Source organism: Streptomyces sp. NPDC029014, from assembly GCF_055564695.1.
This window is the reverse complement of record NZ_JBVHVT010000004.1, coordinates 136463-154187: the sequence shown is the minus strand read 5'-3', so window position 1 is coordinate 154187 and position 17725 is coordinate 136463. Positions and strand designations below refer to the sequence as shown.

Annotated in this window: 14 protein-coding genes and 1 pseudogene; 8 read left to right on the top strand and 7 right to left on the bottom strand. The window is 73.9% G+C overall.

Features of this window, described 5'->3' with window-relative positions:
- Positions 1 to 119 precede the first annotated feature (119 nt).
- From ACZ4VL_RS03910 to ACZ4VL_RS03890, 5 genes are all read left to right on the top strand, one after another.
- Positions 120 to 2549: a sensor histidine kinase gene (locus ACZ4VL_RS03910; RefSeq protein WP_468195455.1), complete on the top strand. Its 2430-nt coding sequence runs from the start codon at positions 120 to 122 to the stop codon at positions 2547 to 2549.
- A complete protein-coding gene (locus ACZ4VL_RS03905) occupies positions 2546 to 2956 on the top strand; it encodes a roadblock/LC7 domain-containing protein (protein WP_361085880.1) in 411 nt (136 codons plus the stop codon). The genes ACZ4VL_RS03910 and ACZ4VL_RS03905 overlap by 4 nt, the downstream gene beginning before the upstream one ends.
- Before the next feature lie 11 nt (positions 2957 to 2967).
- A complete protein-coding gene (locus tag ACZ4VL_RS03900) occupies positions 2968 to 3471 on the top strand; it encodes a DUF742 domain-containing protein (protein ID WP_468195452.1) in 504 nt (167 codons plus the stop codon).
- 25 nt (positions 3472 to 3496) lie between these two features.
- The gene (locus tag ACZ4VL_RS03895) at positions 3497 to 4081 is read left to right on the top strand and encodes a GTP-binding protein (RefSeq protein WP_468195450.1); all 585 of its coding nucleotides are present in this window, start codon (positions 3497 to 3499) and stop codon (positions 4079 to 4081) included.
- 120 nt (positions 4082 to 4201) lie between these two features.
- The gene (locus tag ACZ4VL_RS03890) at positions 4202 to 4936 is read left to right on the top strand and encodes a hypothetical protein (protein WP_468195447.1); all 735 of its coding nucleotides are present in this window, start codon (positions 4202 to 4204) and stop codon (positions 4934 to 4936) included.
- Between the two features lie 86 nt (positions 4937 to 5022).
- Here ACZ4VL_RS03890 and ACZ4VL_RS03885 read toward each other — a convergent pair.
- Positions 5023 to 5385 (bottom strand): annotated as a pseudogene (locus ACZ4VL_RS03885) (GNAT family N-acetyltransferase); the annotation flags it as partial.
- Positions 5386 to 6041: 656 nt separating this feature from the next.
- On the opposite strand from ACZ4VL_RS03885, the gene ACZ4VL_RS03880 reads away from it, so the two are divergent.
- The gene (locus tag ACZ4VL_RS03880) at positions 6042 to 6890 is read left to right on the top strand and encodes an alpha/beta fold hydrolase (protein ID WP_468195444.1); all 849 of its coding nucleotides are present in this window, start codon (positions 6042 to 6044) and stop codon (positions 6888 to 6890) included.
- Between the two features lie 31 nt (positions 6891 to 6921).
- On the opposite strand, the gene ACZ4VL_RS03875 is transcribed toward ACZ4VL_RS03880, so the two are convergent.
- The 5 genes from ACZ4VL_RS03875 to ACZ4VL_RS03855 all read right to left on the bottom strand — a co-directional run bounded on the left by ACZ4VL_RS03875 (position 6922) and on the right by ACZ4VL_RS03855 (position 11942).
- Positions 6922 to 7356: a hypothetical protein gene (locus tag ACZ4VL_RS03875; RefSeq protein ID WP_468195441.1), complete on the bottom strand. Its 435-nt coding sequence runs from the start codon at positions 7354 to 7356 to the stop codon at positions 6922 to 6924.
- Positions 7357 to 7396: 40 nt separating this feature from the next.
- Positions 7397 to 9145 carry an aa3-type cytochrome oxidase subunit I gene (gene ctaD, locus ACZ4VL_RS03870; RefSeq protein WP_468195439.1) on the bottom strand — a complete coding sequence of 583 codons (1749 nt, stop codon included), beginning with the start codon at positions 9143 to 9145 and terminating at the stop codon, positions 7397 to 7399.
- A 216-nt stretch (positions 9146 to 9361) separates the two neighbouring features.
- Positions 9362 to 10612, bottom strand: a complete 1251-nt coding sequence (locus ACZ4VL_RS03865) for a globin domain-containing protein (protein ID WP_468195436.1) — start codon at positions 10610 to 10612, stop codon at positions 9362 to 9364.
- A gap of 108 nt (positions 10613 to 10720) precedes the next feature.
- Positions 10721 to 11374, bottom strand: a complete 654-nt coding sequence (locus ACZ4VL_RS03860) for a vitamin K epoxide reductase family protein (protein WP_468195435.1) — start codon at positions 11372 to 11374, stop codon at positions 10721 to 10723.
- The gene (locus ACZ4VL_RS03855) at positions 11355 to 11942 is read right to left on the bottom strand and encodes a hypothetical protein (protein ID WP_468195432.1); all 588 of its coding nucleotides are present in this window, start codon (positions 11940 to 11942) and stop codon (positions 11355 to 11357) included. The genes ACZ4VL_RS03860 and ACZ4VL_RS03855 overlap by 20 nt, the downstream gene beginning before the upstream one ends.
- Positions 11943 to 12385: 443 nt before the next feature.
- Between ACZ4VL_RS03855 and ACZ4VL_RS03850 the strand changes: the two genes are divergently transcribed.
- Positions 12386 to 13558 carry an agmatine deiminase family protein gene (locus tag ACZ4VL_RS03850; RefSeq protein ID WP_468195430.1) on the top strand — a complete coding sequence of 391 codons (1173 nt, stop codon included), beginning with the start codon at positions 12386 to 12388 and terminating at the stop codon, positions 13556 to 13558.
- Between the two features lie 98 nt (positions 13559 to 13656).
- Positions 13657 to 15603 (top strand): hypothetical protein, encoded by a 1947-nt coding sequence (locus ACZ4VL_RS03845; protein WP_468195427.1) that lies wholly within the window; start codon positions 13657 to 13659, stop codon positions 15601 to 15603.
- Here the strand turns inward: ACZ4VL_RS03845 and ACZ4VL_RS03840 are convergent.
- A complete protein-coding gene (locus tag ACZ4VL_RS03840; protein WP_468195425.1) occupies positions 15584 to 17557 on the bottom strand; it encodes a copper resistance CopC/CopD family protein in 1974 nt (657 codons plus the stop codon). The genes ACZ4VL_RS03845 and ACZ4VL_RS03840 overlap by 20 nt on opposite strands.
- Positions 17558 to 17725 lie beyond the last annotated feature (168 nt).

Here is a 17725-nt window from a genome sequence, read left to right as displayed (position 1 = left end):
TAGCACGTGTAGATAACGGATTCAATGTATCCGTTCGCGCCGCGTGGCTGGTTATGATCAGCGCGCTCCCGACTGGCTGTACCCCGTCTCCGCCCCTGTCCGGCCGCCCCCGAGGAACGATGTCTTCCACAGAACCCGAAGGCCCAGCAGTACCCGTGACGCCCCGGCAGCGGCAGCCGCGGCGGCGGACGGTGCGGCTGCGGACCCTGCTGATCTGGCTGGCGGTGGCCCCCACCGTGGCCATGGGGACCCAGACCGTCATGAACGCCGAGCGGCTGCTGGAGCAGTCCGCGCACCTGCGCGCCGACGTGGCGGCCAGTGAGGAGATCGGCATCCCGCTGTACACGCTTTTGGTCGACCTGCAGGCCGAGCGCACGGCGACCGCCGCCCGGTGGGCGGGCACCCCCGGCTCCGAGGAGGAGCTGCGGCAACGGCGCATGGCCACGGACCGGGCCGCGGCCAATCTCCGCCGGCTGGCCGCCGGATCGACCGCCTCCCTCGGGGACGTGACCCGGCGTCTCGGCGACCTGGCCGGGTACCGGGAGCGGGCGGACGTCCGCACCGGAACGCCCGACCGGCTGCTCGCCTCCTACACCGGGGCGATCAACGAGATCATCCGCCTGTACCAGGACGAGTTCAGCCACACCGAGGACGCCGAACTCACCCAGGCGAGCCGTCCCGTGGTGTCCATGCTCTCGGCCTCCGAGATGGTGGCGCGCGAGGACGCGGCCCTGGCCCTGGCGGGCCCCTCCAAGGAGCTCAGCTCCACCGGCTTCGACCAGTTCACCAGCTCCGTCGGCGCCCAGCGCTACCTGTACGAGACCTGGGTCGAGCCGTACCTGCCCCAGCGGGACCGGCAGTTCTACGAGCGGATCGTCTCCTCCCCGGACTGGCAGACGAAGGTCCGCATCGAGAACGCGATCATCCACGAGAACAAGGACACGGACACCGGCATCAAGCTGCCCGCCGAGGTCAGCGGTTGGAGTGCGGCGCACAGCAACGTCTCGGTGCAGATGGCGACGCTCAACATCGACCGCGCGAAGGGCGTCCTCGCCCTGGGCGCGGCCAAGGCCGACGCGCTGCAGACCGAGGTCGCCTGGCTGGTCGGCGGGAGCGGTGCCGGCCTGCTGCTGGTCGTGACCGTCGTCGTGTTCACCACCCGGTCGGTGCTGCGCCGGCTGGACGGGCTGCACCGGCGTACGGTGGCGGTCGCCGAGCGGATCCTGCCGGACGTCGTGGCCCGGCTCGACAGCGGCCGTCCCGTGGACGAGTCCGCGCTGCCCCGCGTCACCGGCCACCGGGACGAGGTCGGGCGGATCAACGACGCGTTCGCCCGGGTCGTCGCCGTGTCCGTGGACGGGCACCGTCAGCTCGCGGCCGAGCGCCACGGCTTCGGCGCGTTCGCCTCGGGCATCGCCTCGCGCACCGGGAACCTGGTGAGCCGCCAGCTCGCCCTCACCGAGGACATCCAGGACTCCTTCGGCCACGACGAGGCCCTGCTCGCCCAGCTGATGCGGTCCGACCAGCTGACGGTGGGCATGCGCCGCCAGGTGGAGAACCTGCTCATCCTGTCGGACGGCGAGATCCCCGACCCGCACACGGAGCCGATGCGCATCGCGGACCTGCTGCGCGAAGCCGCCGCGGAGGTCGAGGACTTCCGGCGGATCGAGCGGCAGGCGCTGGACGAGGCCAGTGTGGAACCGCAGTTCATCAGCCAGATCAGCCACCTGCTGGCGGAGCTGCTGGACAACGCCACCCGGTTCTCCCCGCCCCGCTCCAAGGTGGTGATCCGCGCCGAACTGGTCGCCGACGGGCTGTCGGTGGAGGTCGAGGACCGCGGGCCGCGCGTGGCGGGCTCCCGCTACGAGGAGATGAACCAGCGCCTGCACACCGCCCCGCCGTACGCCGTCCTCGCCGAGAACGCGCACCGGCTCGGCCTGTTCGTGGTCGGGCACCTCGCCGACCAGCTCGGGGCCAGGGTCACCCTGCGGCGCTCGGTGTACGGGGGCACCTCGGCGGTCGTGGTGCTGCCGGCGAAACTCCTGGTCCCAGCGGCCTCCGCCGCGGCGGAGCCGGCCCAGGCGGACGCCTCCGCGCCCGGCGTGCCCGCTCCCGCCCGCCCGGAACCCGCGCCGGGCCACGCCCCCGACCTCGTACCCGCCGCCCCGGCCGCGGAGCCCGCGCCGGCCCCCGCGCCCGTACCGGTGCTGGCTGCCGTACCGGCGTCCGCGACCGGTCCGCAGGCGGCCGACCCGGCCCCGCTGCCGACCGCCGCCGGGCTGCCGAGCCGCCGCCGGCCGGACCCGCCGGCCACCCCCGACGGCGTCGACGCTCCGCGCCCCGCCCTCCCCGGGCGGAACGCACGCCCCGCCCTCCCCGAGCGCGTCCCGCAGACCCATATGACGGAACGACTGCGCGGGCCGCGGGCACCGGAGACGGCGGTCGTCGCCCCGGACCCGGCCACGCCCGAAGAGGTGGCCGACGCGTGGGCGGACTACGAACACGGAACCCAGAAAGTGGAAGAAGAGCTCCGACAGGATCAGCCATGACGACGACACAGAACGACATGATCTACAGCGTCCTGGACAACAACCTGAGCAGGATCGCCGGCATCCAGGGCGCCGTGCTCCTGTCCAACGACGGGATCGGGCTCAGCGCCTACCTGCTCGAACGTGACCAGGCGGAGCGCATAGCCGCCGCCTGCTCGGGGATCGCCTCCACCATGAAGGCGATCTCCAGAGAGATCGACGGGGGCCGGGTGATCCGCCAGCTCGTCGAGATGGACGACCGCTACCTGTGCATCGTCGGGTGCGGGGAGGGCAGCACCCTCATCGTCGTGACCTCCCGCAAGGCCCGCCTGGGCGAACTGGGCGGCGAGGCCGTACGGACCGCCCAGGCGCTCGGCGAGTGGCTGGGCACGCCGGAGCGCGCACAGGCGCAGCCTCCGGCCTCGTAATGCCGGACGACGTGACGGACCCGGCACCGGACCCGGCGGCGGGCGCGGAACCACGCGAGCCGTCGTCCTCGGCCGCCCTGGGAGGGGCGGCCGAGGACGAGGGGCCCGAGGGGCCGGACGGGCCGGACGGGTCCGCGGAACCCGGGGGGCCGCTGCGGGAGCAGCGGTCCCGGGGCCGCCGGCGGACACGGCTGTACGCGCTCACCGACGGCCGTACCGCCGCCTCCTGCACCGTCCTCACCATGGACACCACGATCACGGCGGCGGTCGCCGAGGACGGCTGGAGCGGGCTGCCGAGCGAGTGGCGGGCCGTCCTGGCCATGTGCATGCCGCCGGACGGGCGGGCGGTCGCCGAGATCGCGGCGCGGATGCACATCCGCCTCACCCCGATGACGATGCTGCTCGGCGAGCTCGCGGACCGCGGGCTGATCCACCACCAGCCGCCCCTGGAGGGTGCCGAGACCACCAATGTCCACCTGCTCATGAGAATCAGGGACAACCTTGCCCGGATATGACCAGCCTGCCCGGCAGGCGGCCGCCATGAAGATCCTCATCGCAGGAGGGTTCGGCGTCGGCAAGACCACTCTCGTCGAGACGATCTCCGAGATCGAACCGCTGCGCACGGAGGAGCGGCTCACCGCCGCGGGCGTGGGCGTCGACGACCTCGACGGCATCGAGTCCAAGGCCGTCACCACCGTCGCGATGGACTTCGGCCGGATCACGCTCACCGAAGCCGGGGTGGTGCTGTACCTGTTCGGCACGCCGGGCCAGGAGCGCTTCTGGTTCATGTGGGACGACCTGCTGAGCGGGGCGCTCGGCGCGATCGTCCTGGTCGACACCCGCCGCCTGGACCGCAGCTTCGCCGCCGTCGACTTCTTCGAGAGCCGCGGCCTGCCGTTCGTGGTCGGCGCCAACTGCTTCCACGGCGAACAGCCCTACACCGCCGAGGAGATCTCCGCGGCCCTGCGCCTGCGCAACCCCGACACCCCCGTGCTGATGCTCGACGCCCGCGAGCGCGACGACGTACGCGGTGTGCTGCTCGCCCTGCTGGACCTGCTCATCGCGGCGGCCGGCGCGGCCCCCGCTCCCGGCCCCGCCCTCCCGACGGCCGCGTCGGTCCACTGACCGGACCGGCCCGCCGGCCCGGCCGCCGCCCGGTCGGGGCGGCCCCGGGGTTCGCGGGCCCGAACCCGCACGGTCGTTGCATAGGCTCGCTCATGCGCCCCATGCAACGAGGAGGACCCCATGAACCCCGCCGGGGAAGGGCTACAGCAGTTGGACGCGGTCAGCGTCCTCAACGCCAAGACGACGCTCGTCCAGCTCCTGCTCCGGGCGGGGGTGCACCCCGGTGACGCGGGGGAGCTGATCGGGCTCGTCGAGGCGGGCACGCTCGCCGTCGCGCACGAGCGGATCGGCGGGAGCGCGGGGACCGCCCCGACGGAGAAGGGCGAGCCGTACGCGTCCGGCTGGCTCGACGGTGCCCGCGCCGTCGCCGACGAGCTGGGCGACATCGCGGAGCGGACGCTGCGGGACGCCGTCGGAGCCGATGCCTCGGGGCGCGCCCTGGACGAGCGTCCCCCGGCCGGGAGGATGGAGCTGGAGCGGGCGAAGGTGGCCGTGCTGCCGCTCTACCTGTCGTTCACCACGGTCTCCGACCTCGATCCCGAGGTGTCCGAGCAGGTGCTCACCGCCGTGCTCGGCACGATGAGCACCCGGGAGCGCACCGGGTACGCGGGCCGGCTGACACGGTTCGCCACCGCCCACCACACGCGCCTGGAGCAGATGTACGCGCAGTACGGGCCCGGCAGCGCCATCGCGATCCACGGCCGCTACTCCCTGCTCCACTCCCCCACCAGCATCGCCGTGCTGGAGCGCCTCCTCACCGTGGCGTCGGAGCTGCGGGAGGAGTGGGACGCCGCCGAGCTGCCGCCCGCCTGGCTCGAAGGGCTGACCACGGCCTGGGACGCGGCCGGTTCCTGAGCGCGGCCGGCCCCGGTGGCGTGGTGGACGTACTCCTGCCGGAGGCGGAAGCCGGCGTGCCAGGCGAGCAGGCGGCTGGGGCGGTGGTCGCGGGGGCAGGTCCAACTGGGGGTCCGGCCGCGGTCGGCGATGTCCTCGCACAGGGCGTTGACGCAGGCCAGCGCGAGGTGCCGGCGCCGGTGACCGGGCGCGGCGAAGACGGCGACGTCCTCGTACCGGCTGCCCAGGACGTACGTACAGGCCACCGCCAGCAGCCGGCCGTGGTGGAAGGCGCCCCGGGCGACCCCGGCGCCGGCCAGGCCGTGCGGGCCGCCCCAGGTGCCGTGGACCCACTGCGCCTGCGGCCCCAGCGCCGCCAGCGCGTCGGCGTCCCCGGCGGTCAGCGGGCGGATCGTGACCCCGTGCGGCGGGCGGGCCGGGCGCGCGGGCTCCTCGTGCACGTAGACCATGCGCTCCCACGGGTCCAGGCGGGTGAACGCCGCCCGCATCACGGGGACGAAGTGGGCAGGGGCTTCGACGTAGCCGGACGCCAGGGGGCGTACGTCCTGTGCCCGCAGGACGCCGGCGCGGCCGCGGAGCAGCGCGTGGCCGCCGCAGACGACGGCGAGGACGCGCGGCTCGGCGGCACGGTCGGCGAACCAGCGGCCGTGGCCGGTGGCGAGCGCGTGCTCGGCGAGGGCGGGCATACCGGGCGCTCCGGACGGGAAGCAGCGGGGCAGTTCGGCGGGGGCGGGAAGCTCGATCACGGCGGGTCACACCTCGGAACGGGCGGAAGGGAGGCCGGGGCGGCCCGGACGGGAGCCGCTCCGGCAGGGGAACCGCCGCGGGGAGGCCGAGGTCACGCCGACCGGCGCGCAAGGCCGTCGGAGGTGCGTCGAGGCCGCGCGCGCCGACTCGTTCCCGCGAGCCGGGGGCGCGCCGTCCTGCGGCGCATGCCCGTGTGACGGCGCATGCCGGTGTGAGGATGTGACGGGCCCTGACACGGGGGTCGGCGCCGGTACGACCGGCCGTCGGCCCGCTCCTCGGCCGCTCCGTGCGAAGGGACCCGGCATCCGTCCGCCGACAACGCCGGACAGGGGGACGGTCGAGCGGCGATACTCTCCCGGTGACGTCGATCTACCGGAGTCGGCAGGGCGAAGCGGCCGTGCGCCGTTGGTGTCTGGACCGGCTCGACGGCTGGCAGCGGCCGCACGAGCGGGCCGAGTTCACCGCGGCCGGAGCCCGTACCCACGTGGTGACCGCGGGCTCCGGTCCGGTCACGGTCGTGCACGTCCCGGGCACGAACTTCAACGCCGCGGTCTCGCTCCCGCTCGCCGAGGCGCTGTGCGCGGCCGGGCACCGGGTCGTCCTGCCGGACGTTCCCGGGCAGCCCGGGCTCAGTTCGGGCGTGCGCGGGCCGGGGAGCGGCCGGCTGTCCTGGTACGGGGAATGGCTGGGCGAGGTGCTCGATGCGGCCGGGGTCGGGGGCGGGGACGTGGGCGGGGAGGGGGCCGTGACCGTGATGGGGCACTCGTTCGGGGCTGCCATCGCCCTGTCCTGCCCCTCGCTGCGCGCGGAGCGGCTCGTCCTGCTCTCCCCCGGCGGCTTCGGGCGGCTGCGTCTGACGCCCCGCCTGCTGGCCGCGTCGGCCGCCTGGTACCTGTGTCCCGCCCCGGCCCGCAGTGCGCGGCTGTTGCGGGCCATGGGCGCTCCGGGCTACGTGCCGCGCCCCGACCTGGTGGAGTGGATGACGCTGGTCGCCCGGCACGCCCGGTCGAGCGGGGCGCCCGGGCTCGCCGAGGCCCGCCGGAGGGTCTCGTACCAGGTGGTCACGGGCGCCCACGACACCTTCCTGCCGCCGCGCCGGCTCGGCCCGGCGGTGCGGGCCCGGCTCGGCACCGGGCTCGACGTGGTGGCGGACGCCGGGCACCTCCTGGTCGAGGAACGCCCCGACCTGGTGGCAGCGCTGGTCTGACCGGTGCCCGCCATCCGCAGGTGCCGCGTCGTCACCGGCCGGTCAGGAGCACTGCGGCCGCGGCACCGGGTACGACGGTGGCCGCGGCCAGGACCCAGGCGACCCCGACGCGACCCGGCCGGCGGCGTCCCACCGGGGCCCACTGCACGCAGCCCAGCGCGGCCCAGCGCCGGGCCGCTTCGTGCTGCTCCGCGTCGTGCTGGGCCCGGCCGTGGAGGAGCAGGGCCGCCGTGGCCGCGGCCCCGGCTCCCGCGACGGCGGCGATGAGCGCCCCCGGCGCCGACGCCAGCAGCAGGGGGATGACGAGCGCCGCGGTGCCCCAGCCGGTCAGGCAGGCCGTGGCCGCCGTCCGGCGCGATGCGGGGCGGTCGGCGCCCGCCCGTACGTCCGCGATCGCGGGCACGTACCAGACACAGCCCGCGGCGCAGAGGACCGCGACGGCGAGTGCCGGAACTGCGTGGGACATGAGCACCTCTCCCTGGGGGTCCGTTGGCTGCCGGACCGGCTCAGTGGTGGTCGAGGGAGGCGATCTCCGGGTGGTGGAGGTCGAACGCCGGCGACTCGGACCGGATCCGCGGCAGGGAGGTGAAGTTGTGCCGCGGCGGCGGGCAGGAGGTCGCCCATTCGAGGGACCGGCCGTAGCCCCAGGGGTCGTCGATCTCGATCTTCTTGCCGTACCTGGCGGTCTTCCACACGTTGTAGAAGAACGGCAGGAGGGACAGCCCGAGCAGGAACGATCCTGCGGTGGAGAGGGTGTTGAGGGTGGTGAAGCCGTCGGCGGCGAGGTAGTCCGCGTACCGACGCGGCATGCCCTCGGCACCCAGCCAGTGCTGGACGAGGAAGGTGAGGTGGAAGCCGGCCGTCAGGGTCCAGAAGGTGATCTTGCCGAGGCGCTCGTCCAGCATCCTGCCGGTGAACTTCGGCCACCAGAAGTGGAAGCCGGCGAACATCGCGTACACGACGGTACCGAAGACGGTGTAGTGGAAGTGCGCCACCACGAAGTACGAGTCGGAGAGCTGGAAGTCCATCGGGGGCGAGGCCAGGATGACGCCGGTCAGCCCGCCGAAGACGAAGGTGACGAGGAAGCCGACCGTCCACAGCATCGGCGTCTCGAAGGACAGCGAGCCCTTCCACATGGTGCCGATCCAGTTGAAGAACTTCACGCCGGTCGGGACCGCGATCAGGAAGGTCATGAAGGAGAAGAACGGCAGGAGGACGCCGCCGGTGACGTACATGTGGTGCGCCCACACCGTCACGGAGAGGCCGGCGATCGCGATGGTGGCGGCGATCAGTCCTATGTAGCCGAACATCGGCTTGCGGGAGAAGACCGGGACGACCTCGCTGACGATCCCGAAGAACGGCAGCGCCAGGATGTACACCTCGGGATGGCCGAAGAACCAGAACAGGTGCTGCCACAGCAGGGCACCGCCGTTGGCGGCGTCGAAGACGTGGGAGCCGAACTTGCGGTCGCACTCGAGGGCGAAGAGGGCCGCGGCCAGCACCGGGAAGACCATCAGGACCAGCAGCGCCGTGAGGAGCACGTTCCAGGTGAAGATCGGCATCCGGAACATCGTCATGCCCGGGGCCCGCATGCACAGGATCGTGGTGATGAAGTTGACGGCGCCCGCGATGGAGCCGAAGCCGGACAGCGCCACACCCATGATCCACATGTCGGCGCCGAGCCCCGGCGAGTGCACCGAGTCCGACAGCGGTGCGTAGAGGAACCAGCCGAAGTCGGCGGCGCCGCCGGGGGTGAGGAAGCCGAAGGCCGCGATGAGCGACCCGAAGAGGAACAGCCAGAAGGACAGCATGTTCAGCCGCGGGAACGCCACGTCCGGCGCGCCGATCTGGAGCGGCATGATCCAGTTGGCGAACCCGGTGAACAGCGGCATCGCGAACATCAGCAGCATGATCGAACCGTGCATGGTGAACGCCTGGTTGAACTGCTCGTTCGACATGATCTGCGTGCCCGGGCGCGCCAGCTCGGCCCGCATCATCAGCGCCATGACGCCGCCGACGATGAAGAACACGAACGCGCTCACGAGGTACATCGTGCCGATCCGCTTGTGGTCGGTGGTCGTCAGCCAATCGACCCACGAGGCCCGCCGCGCCGGCCCGTTCCCTGCTCCGGCGCCAACGGCCGCTCCGGTTCCGGATCCGGCTCCGACGGCCGCTCCGGTTCCGGATCCGGGTGTCGTCCGTCGAGCGGTCTCCGGCTCCGCGCTCGCTGCCTGCTTCTTCCCTGTCACGTCCACCGGACGCTGCCCTCCCTGTAGCCGTACCCATGGCGGACCGGGAGGTGCCGTACGTACGGGGAAACGGCACCGCCCGGCCGCCGCCCCATGATCCGTGCGGGGGGCAGGGGACCGGCAGGGCCGAACAGTCCCTGCGTCCCCTGCCCGATCAGGGACGTATGGCCCCCGCCGAGTGCCGTCCGGCACCGCCGGAACCGGCCGTGGCCAGCGGATACTTCATGCGGGGCGCCCGGGGTCGTGGCGGATCCGGTCGGCGGGCACGTCCAGGGCGACCAGCCGCTCCACCGTCGCGGCGACCATCGCGGGCGGCCCGCTGACGTAGGCGAGGTGCCCGGACCAGTCGCCGCCCCGGGAGACCGCCTCCACCACCGCACCGCAGTCGGCGGCGGCAGCGCCCTCCCCGATCACGGGGACCACGCGCAGCCACGGGCAGCGGTCCTCCAGCCCCGCCAGGGCCGGCGTGTCGTACAGGTCGTCGAGCGTGCCGGCCCCGAGGTACAGGTGGGTCCGGCGCGGTCGGGGCCCGCGCGCCAGCTCCTCCAGCAGTGACTTGGCGGTGGCCCAGCCGGTGTCCGCCGCGACGACCAGCACGTCCCGGTCGGGTGCTCCGTCCACGGTCATGGTCCCCTGGGCGGGCCCGATGCGCAGGGGGTCACCGGTGCCGGTGCGCGCCACGAGCGCCTCGCCCACGTCCCCGGGGCCGGTGCGGCGGACGTGGAACTCCAGCTCGCCGTCGGGGCGGGGCGCACAGGCGAGGGAGTAGGGCCGCCAGGCGTGCGGCAGGAGCGGCGTCTGGAGTTGGGCGTACTGTCCGGCCCGGTACGGGTACGGCTCGGCGGTGCGGACGTGGACCACGGCGAGGTCCGGTCCGCAGAGCCGGTGCCCGGTCACCACCCCGTTCCAGTAGGGCGGTTCGGCCAGGGCCTGCTCGGCGCCGGCGACCGTGGCCGCGACCGCGAACCGCAGCATCCGCAGCCACGCCTGTTCGAGCGCGTCGTTCCATCCCCCGCCGGCGTACCCCCGCAGCGCCTCGACGAGGGCCGCCTCGAAGACCTCGTAGTGGACCGGTCGCACGCCCAACTTGCGGTGGTCGCGGCCGAGCCGGGAGCAGAAGGCGGCCAGTTCCTGCGGCTGGTGCAGGTGGTCGATGAGGTACCGGAGCGCCCTCTCCAGGTGGGCGCGCTGGAACGCCATCGAGTGGGGGAACAGGCCGCGGAGGTAGGGGTGGTGCTCGAACATCGCGTCGTAGAGACGGTCGATGAGCTCCCCTGAGGGGCTCACCAGGGGCAGGTGCAGCATGATCAGCCGCTGGTCCGCCGCGCCGTCGTAGGAGCCGGGGCCGAGCGCGGCCGGCTGCCGGGCCGGGGCCATCAGCTGCCGCCGCAGCCGCATCGCGTCCTGCCGTGCCAGGAGCGCGTGGTACCTGTCGTAGGTGTCGTGGGTGTCGTGGGTGTCGTACTGGTTCACGTCGTGTGCTTCTTCCGGTTGTGCTTGCCTCCTTGCCGTCGCGTTCCGCGGGCGGTGGCCGGCAGGCCCTCGCCGTGCACCCTCCGGGCGCCGCCGACCGGCGTAACGTCACAGCAGGCTCGCCCAGTAGGGCCAGAAGCGGGTGGCGACGAGCAGCACGACGACCCCGTACCAGGTGGCCGGCAGCACCCAGTGGAACTCCTGCACCCCGCTGACGAGGGCGCGCGGGGCGCGGAAGACACCGTGCCGGAGGTTGTGCACCGTCGTGTACCAGAACATGGCGATGGTGGCCGCCCACGCCAGGCAGCACCACAGGCACAGGGCACCGATCTCGTACAGCGCCTGGCTCATCAGCCACATGCAGAAGCCGGCGCCCAGGAGGGTCCCGAGGTTGAGGCCGGCCCAGAACCACCGCCGGTAGCGGGCGCCCGCGAGCAGGCCGCACCCGACCGCGACGACGACCGCGTACGCGACGAGGCCGATCAGCGGGTTGGGGAAGCCGAACACTGACGCCTGGCCGCTGCGCATCACGTCGGCGCAGGAGATCACCGGGCTGAGATTGCACGAGGGGACGAAGTCCGGGTCCCGGAGCAGCTCGAACTTGTCGAGGGTGATCACGAACGAGGCGAGGATCCCGGCCGCGCCGGTGACGACGAGCAGCCAGGCGAGGGCGCGTCCCGCGCCGATCACGCCGGGCCGGTCGCCGCCGCCCGTCGGGCGGCTCTGCGCGTCCGCCGGGCGGTCAAGCAGGGTGCCGGACATGGCCGCCCTCCCTTCGTGCCGGTGTACCGATCGGAGCGCGCCCCACCGCAGGGAGGTGCGGGGGGTACGGGGGGCGCGGGAGGTGCCGGACGGGGGCCTGGACTTCCTGGACCCGGCTCGCGCCCTCGGGCCAGACGACGTCCACGGGAATGCCGCGGGCCCTGGCGTAGGCCACCAGGTGCGCGGTGGCGTCCCGGCCGTCGGACGGCGATCCGTCCCACACGGCCAGCAGCCGGCTGCTGCCGCGGACCATGCGCTCGTCGGCGCCGATGCAGGCCTCGCGGCCGTCCGGGTCGAAGTCCAACAGGCGCACCCGGTCGGCGAGCACCAGCAGTTCGCCGGCGGCGGCGCGGTCGTGCCGGGGCAGCGGGGCGGACACCGCCCCGTCGGCCGGGAGCAGCAGCACCAGCCGCCGGCCCGACGCGCGCACGGCCCGTCCGATCACCACCGGCAGCCCCGCAGCCGCACGGACCACCACCGTGGCGCTCCCCGCCCAGCGCTCCAGCCACGCCCGCACCTCGGGCTCCACCCGTTCGAGCGTCTCCGGGGACAGATCGGCATGGCCCACCGCCGCGATCATCCGTCCGCTCGCTTCCCCGCCATACGGCGCCCTCCACTCGTCCCGCACGTGAACGGGTCCGCCCGCCGTCACCGACGGGCGGACCCGGTTCACGAGTGAACACGCGGCAACGCCGGACCCGAAAGGGCCCGAACGTCCCCCGGCCCTTCGCCCCGGGGGCCGAACGTCCCTGGTCGGCCGCCCGCTTCGGGACGGGCTGCTGCAGACATGGCGCGGCCGAGAGGGGCGGGCAGTCGTTTGACTGAAAATCCAGTCAGTGTCAGAGTGGCGGCACGCGGCCGTTCCGCTCTCCTGCTGGACGGCCGATCGCGGGATCGGCGCGCACCCTTGCCGTAGGAGCCCGGAGGACCTCGACCCTCGGCCCTCGTCGCGCCCCCGCGCCCGCCCCGGCCGGACGACCGTGTCCCGCCGGTCCACGATCGGAGTCGCCCGTGTCGAACCCGCCCCCCACGCGCCGGACCACTCTCCGCAGCCTCGCCGGGCTCGGAGCCCTCGCCCTGGGCACCGCGGCCTGCGGCCGCGCCGAGGCCGCCCTGCGGTCCGGCACCCCGGCGGGATCCGCCCCGTCGGCGTCCGGCGGCGGTCCGAAGCGCCGGCTCGGCGCCGAGTGGGAGAGCCACACCCGTACGTTCATGTCCTGGCCCGCCCTCGCCAAGGGGGTGTGGGAGGAGGACCTGCGCTACGTCCGCGAGGACATCGCCCGCATCGCCCGCGCCGTCGGGGAGTACGAGGCGGTGGTCATGATGGCCCGCCCCGACCAGGTGGCGGCCGCGCAGCGGGCGTGCGGTTCCCAGGTGGAGGTCGTCCCGCTGGCCGTGGACGACCTGTGGGCCCGCGACACCGTCCCCGTCTTCGTCGAGGAGGAGGGCGGCGGGGTCACCGGCGTCGACTTCAACTTCAACGGCTGGGGCGACAAGCAGGTGCACACCAACGACGCCAAGGTGGCGAGCGCCCTGCTGCAGCAGTACCGGATCCCCCGGGTGCAGGCGCCGCTGGTCGCGGAGGGCGGTTCCTTCGAGCCCGACGGCGAGGGCACCCTGCTGATCACCGAGAGCTCGATCGTCAACGACAACCGCAACCGGGGCAAGTCGCGCGGCACCGTCGAGGCCGAACTCGAGCGGACGCTGGGCGTCGAGAAGGTGATCTGGCTGGCCGGCGTGCGCGGCGAGGACATCACCGATGCCCATGTCGACAGCCTCGTACGGTTCACGGCGCCGGGAGTGGTCCTGCTGGACCGCGCACACCCGAGCACCCCGCCGGACTCCTGGTCCCGCTCCGCCGACCAGGCGGAGTCCGTCCTGTCGAAGGCGACGGACGCCCGCGGCCGGCGCTTCGAGGTCATCGACCTCCCGCAGCCCGACCTGAACCGGATCACGGGCCGCGGCGACGACTTCGTCTCCACCTACGCCAACTTCTACATCGCCAACGACGCCGTGTTCATGCCCCGGTTCGGCGACCGCAGGGCCGACGACCGCGCCCGCGGCATCCTGCAGGAACACTTCCCGAAGCGCGACGTCGTCCCGGTCGCCATCGACACGATCGCCTCGGGCGGCGGCGGCATCCACTGCTCCACCCACGACCAGCCCGGCAGGCCGGCCGCCTGACGCACGCCCTCCCCCCGCACCACCTGAGCCGTCGCGCTGTCAGACCCGCGTGGTGCACTGTTCTTGATCCCGAGAACAACGAGGGGGAGGGGTAGTCCGTGGGAGCCCGTCCGTACGACGCACCGTGCGAAGAAGTCCACCAGGCGGCGGTGGCCGCCGTCGACCTGTTGCGCAGCCTCGCCGCCGAGCAGGGCGGGGGCGCCGCCCCTCCGCTGCCCGCGGATGCCGAGGTCGTGCGCTTCCTGGGGCGTACGCACCCGAACCGGTACCCCAAGTCCGTCGGCCGCCCCGAGTGGCTGGCCGAAGCATGGCACCGCTGCGGCCTGCCGACGGACGAGAGTGCGCCCCGCCCGGCGGCCCCGGCGATCGACGGGGCCGCGGCGCTGGAACTGCTGCGGCAGAACGTTGCGGACGGCGATCCCGCACCGCACCGCCGCTCGGCCCACCTCCACGGGCTGTCGGCGGCCTACACCGCGGGGACGCTGCGGGCCGCCGACATCCTCGGGGCGTTCCCGGCGCGCTGGTCGATGCAGCTCCGCCCGCTGTCCGACCACGACCCGGCGCGCCCCGCCTTCGAGCGGGAACTGCGCGCGCACCTGACGACCGCTCTGGGGACGGACCCGGCCGCCTGGCTGAAGCTGCTCACCACCGCCGACGCCCTGTGCCGGCCGAACGGCAAGGACTTGGACCGGCTGCTCAGTTGGCCGGCGCTGGTACAGCGCTCCCGGGACACAGCGGCGGTCGCATCCGCCCGGCTGCTGCCCGACCGCGCGCCGACCGGCCGGAGCGTCCAGGACCAGCTGTCCCGCGCACTGTGGTGGTGGCCCACGGGCGAGGTCCTGCGGCGGTGCGGCGCCGATGTCCTGGACGCCCTGATGCCCGAACTGCCGCCGGAAACGGGCACGCTGCTGGCGCAGTACGTCGTCGCGGCGCGCCGCGGCACCCCCTCAGCCGTCCTGGAGCACCTCCTGCGCAGCCGGAACCGGGAGGCCCTCCTGGTGATCGCCCGCGGCATCGACCTGACCCGGGGCACCGCGCTGCGGCTCCTGGAACACGGCGATCCGGAGATCCACCTCGCCGTCCTGGACCTCCACTTCTCCATCTGCGCCGAGGAACGCCGCGCGGCCGTCACCGACCCGTCGGTCCCGCTCGCACCGTACGCCGACCGCATTCCGTGGAACGCGCTCCCCGACTGCCTGCACGCCGTCGAACCGGAGCTCGTCGAAGCGGCGTTCGCCAGCAGCCACCTGCCGAAGTTCAAAGTGCCCGAGCAGCTGACGGGCTGCCTCAACCTGCTGCGGCACGCAGGCCCGGCCCGGCTGTCGGCACTGCTCGCCACCGGCCGGGTGGGCCCGGCGGTCACCCGTATCTGCGAGACGGCGCTGACCGCCGCCGATCCGCTCGCGGCCCTCCGCGCCCGGGTGGAGAAGGAGCTGACCACGCAGAAGCTGACCTCGCGCCTGCGCCGCCTCGGTCCGCGAGCCGGCGCGGATGCCGCCGACCGGTTGATGGAGCTCATCCCGAACGCCGACTGGGAGCACCTGGAAGCCGAGCACGCCCGCGAGCCGTTCCGGTACTGGCCGCAGATGGTCAACCGGCCCGGCACACCGCCCGCCGTCGCGGCCCGCCACATCGACGCGATACGCCGCGACTACCGCAGCCACCGCTCGTACGAGGAGGTCTGGATCGCGGACAAGGACGCGCTGCGCGCCGGGCTGGGCTACCGCGCCGACCACGAGAAGGCCACCGGACGACTCGACGACCTGCTCACGAAGGGGCTGATCACCCCCGACGACCTCCTGCGGCAGGTGGGGCAGGGCCCGTGCGTACTGCGCCGCCTCGGCGACGACCGGCTCCGGCCGGACGCCCCTCCACAGATAGCGGAAGCCGTGGAGGAACTCTCGGCGCTGGTCCGCACGCACCTGCCGGTGGACGACGGGGCGGCCTGGCAGCGGCTGTACCGGCGGCTGGCGGGCCGCGACCCGCAGCACCCGGAGCGGGGCACGGTCGAGGAACTCCTGACGGTCACCGCGGCGGCGACGTGATCCGGACGGTCCCGTTGACGGTGACCTGGTCGATTTCCGTGGTGCGCACCGTGACGTTCAGGGTCCACTCCCCGGGCATGGGCAGCCGCAGGTCATATGCGGCCCAGTAGCCCTTCTGGTTCTTGAGCTTGGCGTCGATCGGGCCGATGTCCAGCTCCTCCTGGGTGAGCGTCAGGCGGAGTTCGGGAACGGTGGCGAGGCCTCCGTCCGCGGTGTACACCACGGCTTCGACGGTGTTCTCGCCGACGCGTCCCGGCCCCAGGGTGATCTGGACCGTGCCCTGGTGGTTGGCGGTCCCCATGTCGAAGGGGACCGTGACCACCTTCACCTGCGGGCCCTGCGCCGCGGCCGCGGCCACGGCGCTCTCGGCGGCGGCGCGGCTGGGCTGGGTACCGGTGAGCAGGGTCGTGATCGCCAGGACCACGGCGCTGAGCACGGCCTCGACGGCCACCGTGCGGCGCAGGCGCCGCTGATGTCCGTCGGCCTCGGCGCGGGGCGGCTCGGAGCCGGGCGGCTCGGTGCCGCCGTCCGCATCGCCCCCGCCGCCCGTACGGGGTGCGCTGCTGACGGGGTCCGCTGCCTCGGGGGAGGCCGACGCGCCCACCATCTGCGCGACCTTGGCCCGCTCGGGCGCGGGCTCGGGCGCGGGCACGGAGGCGTGCTCGGGCACCGGCGCCGGCTCCGCGGTCGTGGGCGCCGCGTGGACGAGGCGGGCGGTCCAACGGCGGGAGAACGAGGCCACCCACAGCACGAGGACCACGGCGGCGATCTTCACGGTGAGGATCCTCCCGTAGGACGTGGTGGACAGCGCCTCCCAGGAGCCGACCTGCCGCCAGGACTGGTACACCCCCGTGCCGACGAGGACGGCGACGGCGGTGAAGGCCAGCGTCGAGAAGCGCCCGATCGCGGACGCCGGGACCGGGCCGCTGCCGCTACCGGAGGCCCCCCGGCCCCGGAGGACGACCACCAGCGTGATCAGTCCGCCCAGCCAGACCCCCATGGCCAGCAGGTGCAGTACGGCGGCGGGAACGGCCAGCGGCACCTGGATGCCGGCGGAGGCGTGCTCGGCGCCGGCCCAGGTGAACGCCAGCCCCAGCGCGAACAGAGCCGCGGCCGCGCGGACACGGGGACCGAGGTGCTGCGGCTCCGCCCCGTCGCCCGGGCCCCGGAGCCGCGCGGCCGACCACCTCAGCAGCACCGCGGCCCCGGCGAGCAGCACGAGCCGGGCGATCAGCGCTCCCCCGGGCCTGCCGGTGACGGTGCGGCCCAGCTGGGACGGGTCGAGCACCGACGTCAGCGGCCCGGCCGCTTCGTACGGGCCGCGCAGCAGCAACAGCGCCGCGGTGGACACCACCAGCGCCGCCCACCCGACGACCAGCAGCCTGCGCACCGCACGGACGGCCCCCGCGGAGGGCCAGCACACCAGGACGAACGCGGCGGCGCCGATGAGGAGGGCGAGCCCGCTGTAGGCGGCGTAGCGGAACAGGCCGTACAGGCGGCTGGCTGCGGTGTCGTCCGGGGAGCCGGTGGGCCTCACGGCGGCGGTCCCGGACGGTTTGCCGATGGAGAAGGAGAACGCGCCGGAGATCGGGTGGCCGTCGGCGGAGACGACCCGCCAGGCCACCGTGTAGGTGCCCTGGGGAAGCTTGTCGGACAGCTCCACCCGGCCGGTGTTGTCCTTGCCGTCCACGTGCTGCGCCGGGCGGGGGTTCACGCGCTCGTTGTCCGGCGACAGCACTCTGAGCGAGTTCTCGGAGAGGCCGACCGATTCGGTGAAGGTGAGCGTGACGTGCTTCGGCGCCGTCTGGAGGACGGCGGCGTCGGCGGGGTCGGAGCCACTGAGGCCGGCGTGCGCGCATGCCGGGCCCGCCCCGCCGAGGAGCAGGGCGAACGTGGCGGCGACCAGCGCCAGAACGGTCAGCGACCTCCTGGCCGGAGGCGATCCGGTGTGCATGACCAGGCAGTCTCGGCGGTGACGGTCACCGACGGAGCCGGTTAAGCAACTTCCGCTAAAGAGCGGTGCAGAAGGCCCTGCTGCGGACACTCGTGCTGTATGAAGGGACTGCGGGCAGCCGGGGTGCGGCTGCCCGTCCAAACTTTCCGAGGCGCAGGACAGCTGCGC

What these genes read in the sequence shown, in the direction of transcription:
- ACZ4VL_RS03860 (WP_468195435.1), bottom strand. Translation starts at nt 11,374, where the DNA reads ATGTCCGGCACCCTGCTTGACCGCCCGGCGGACGCGCAGAGCCGCCCG.
- ACZ4VL_RS03905 (WP_361085880.1), top strand. Translation starts at nt 2,546, where the DNA reads ATGACGACGACACAGAACGACATGATCTACAGCGTCCTGGACAACAAC.
- ACZ4VL_RS03875 (WP_468195441.1), bottom strand. Translation starts at nt 7,356, where the DNA reads ATGTCCCACGCAGTTCCGGCACTCGCCGTCGCGGTCCTCTGCGCCGCG.
- ACZ4VL_RS03840 (WP_468195425.1), bottom strand. Translation starts at nt 17,557, where the DNA reads ATGCACACCGGATCGCCTCCGGCCAGGAGGTCGCTGACCGTTCTGGCG.
- ACZ4VL_RS03910 (WP_468195455.1), top strand. Translation starts at nt 120, where the DNA reads ATGTCTTCCACAGAACCCGAAGGCCCAGCAGTACCCGTGACGCCCCGG.
- ACZ4VL_RS03890 (WP_468195447.1), top strand. Translation starts at nt 4,202, where the DNA reads ATGAACCCCGCCGGGGAAGGGCTACAGCAGTTGGACGCGGTCAGCGTC.
- ACZ4VL_RS03895 (WP_468195450.1), top strand. Translation starts at nt 3,497, where the DNA reads ATGAAGATCCTCATCGCAGGAGGGTTCGGCGTCGGCAAGACCACTCTC.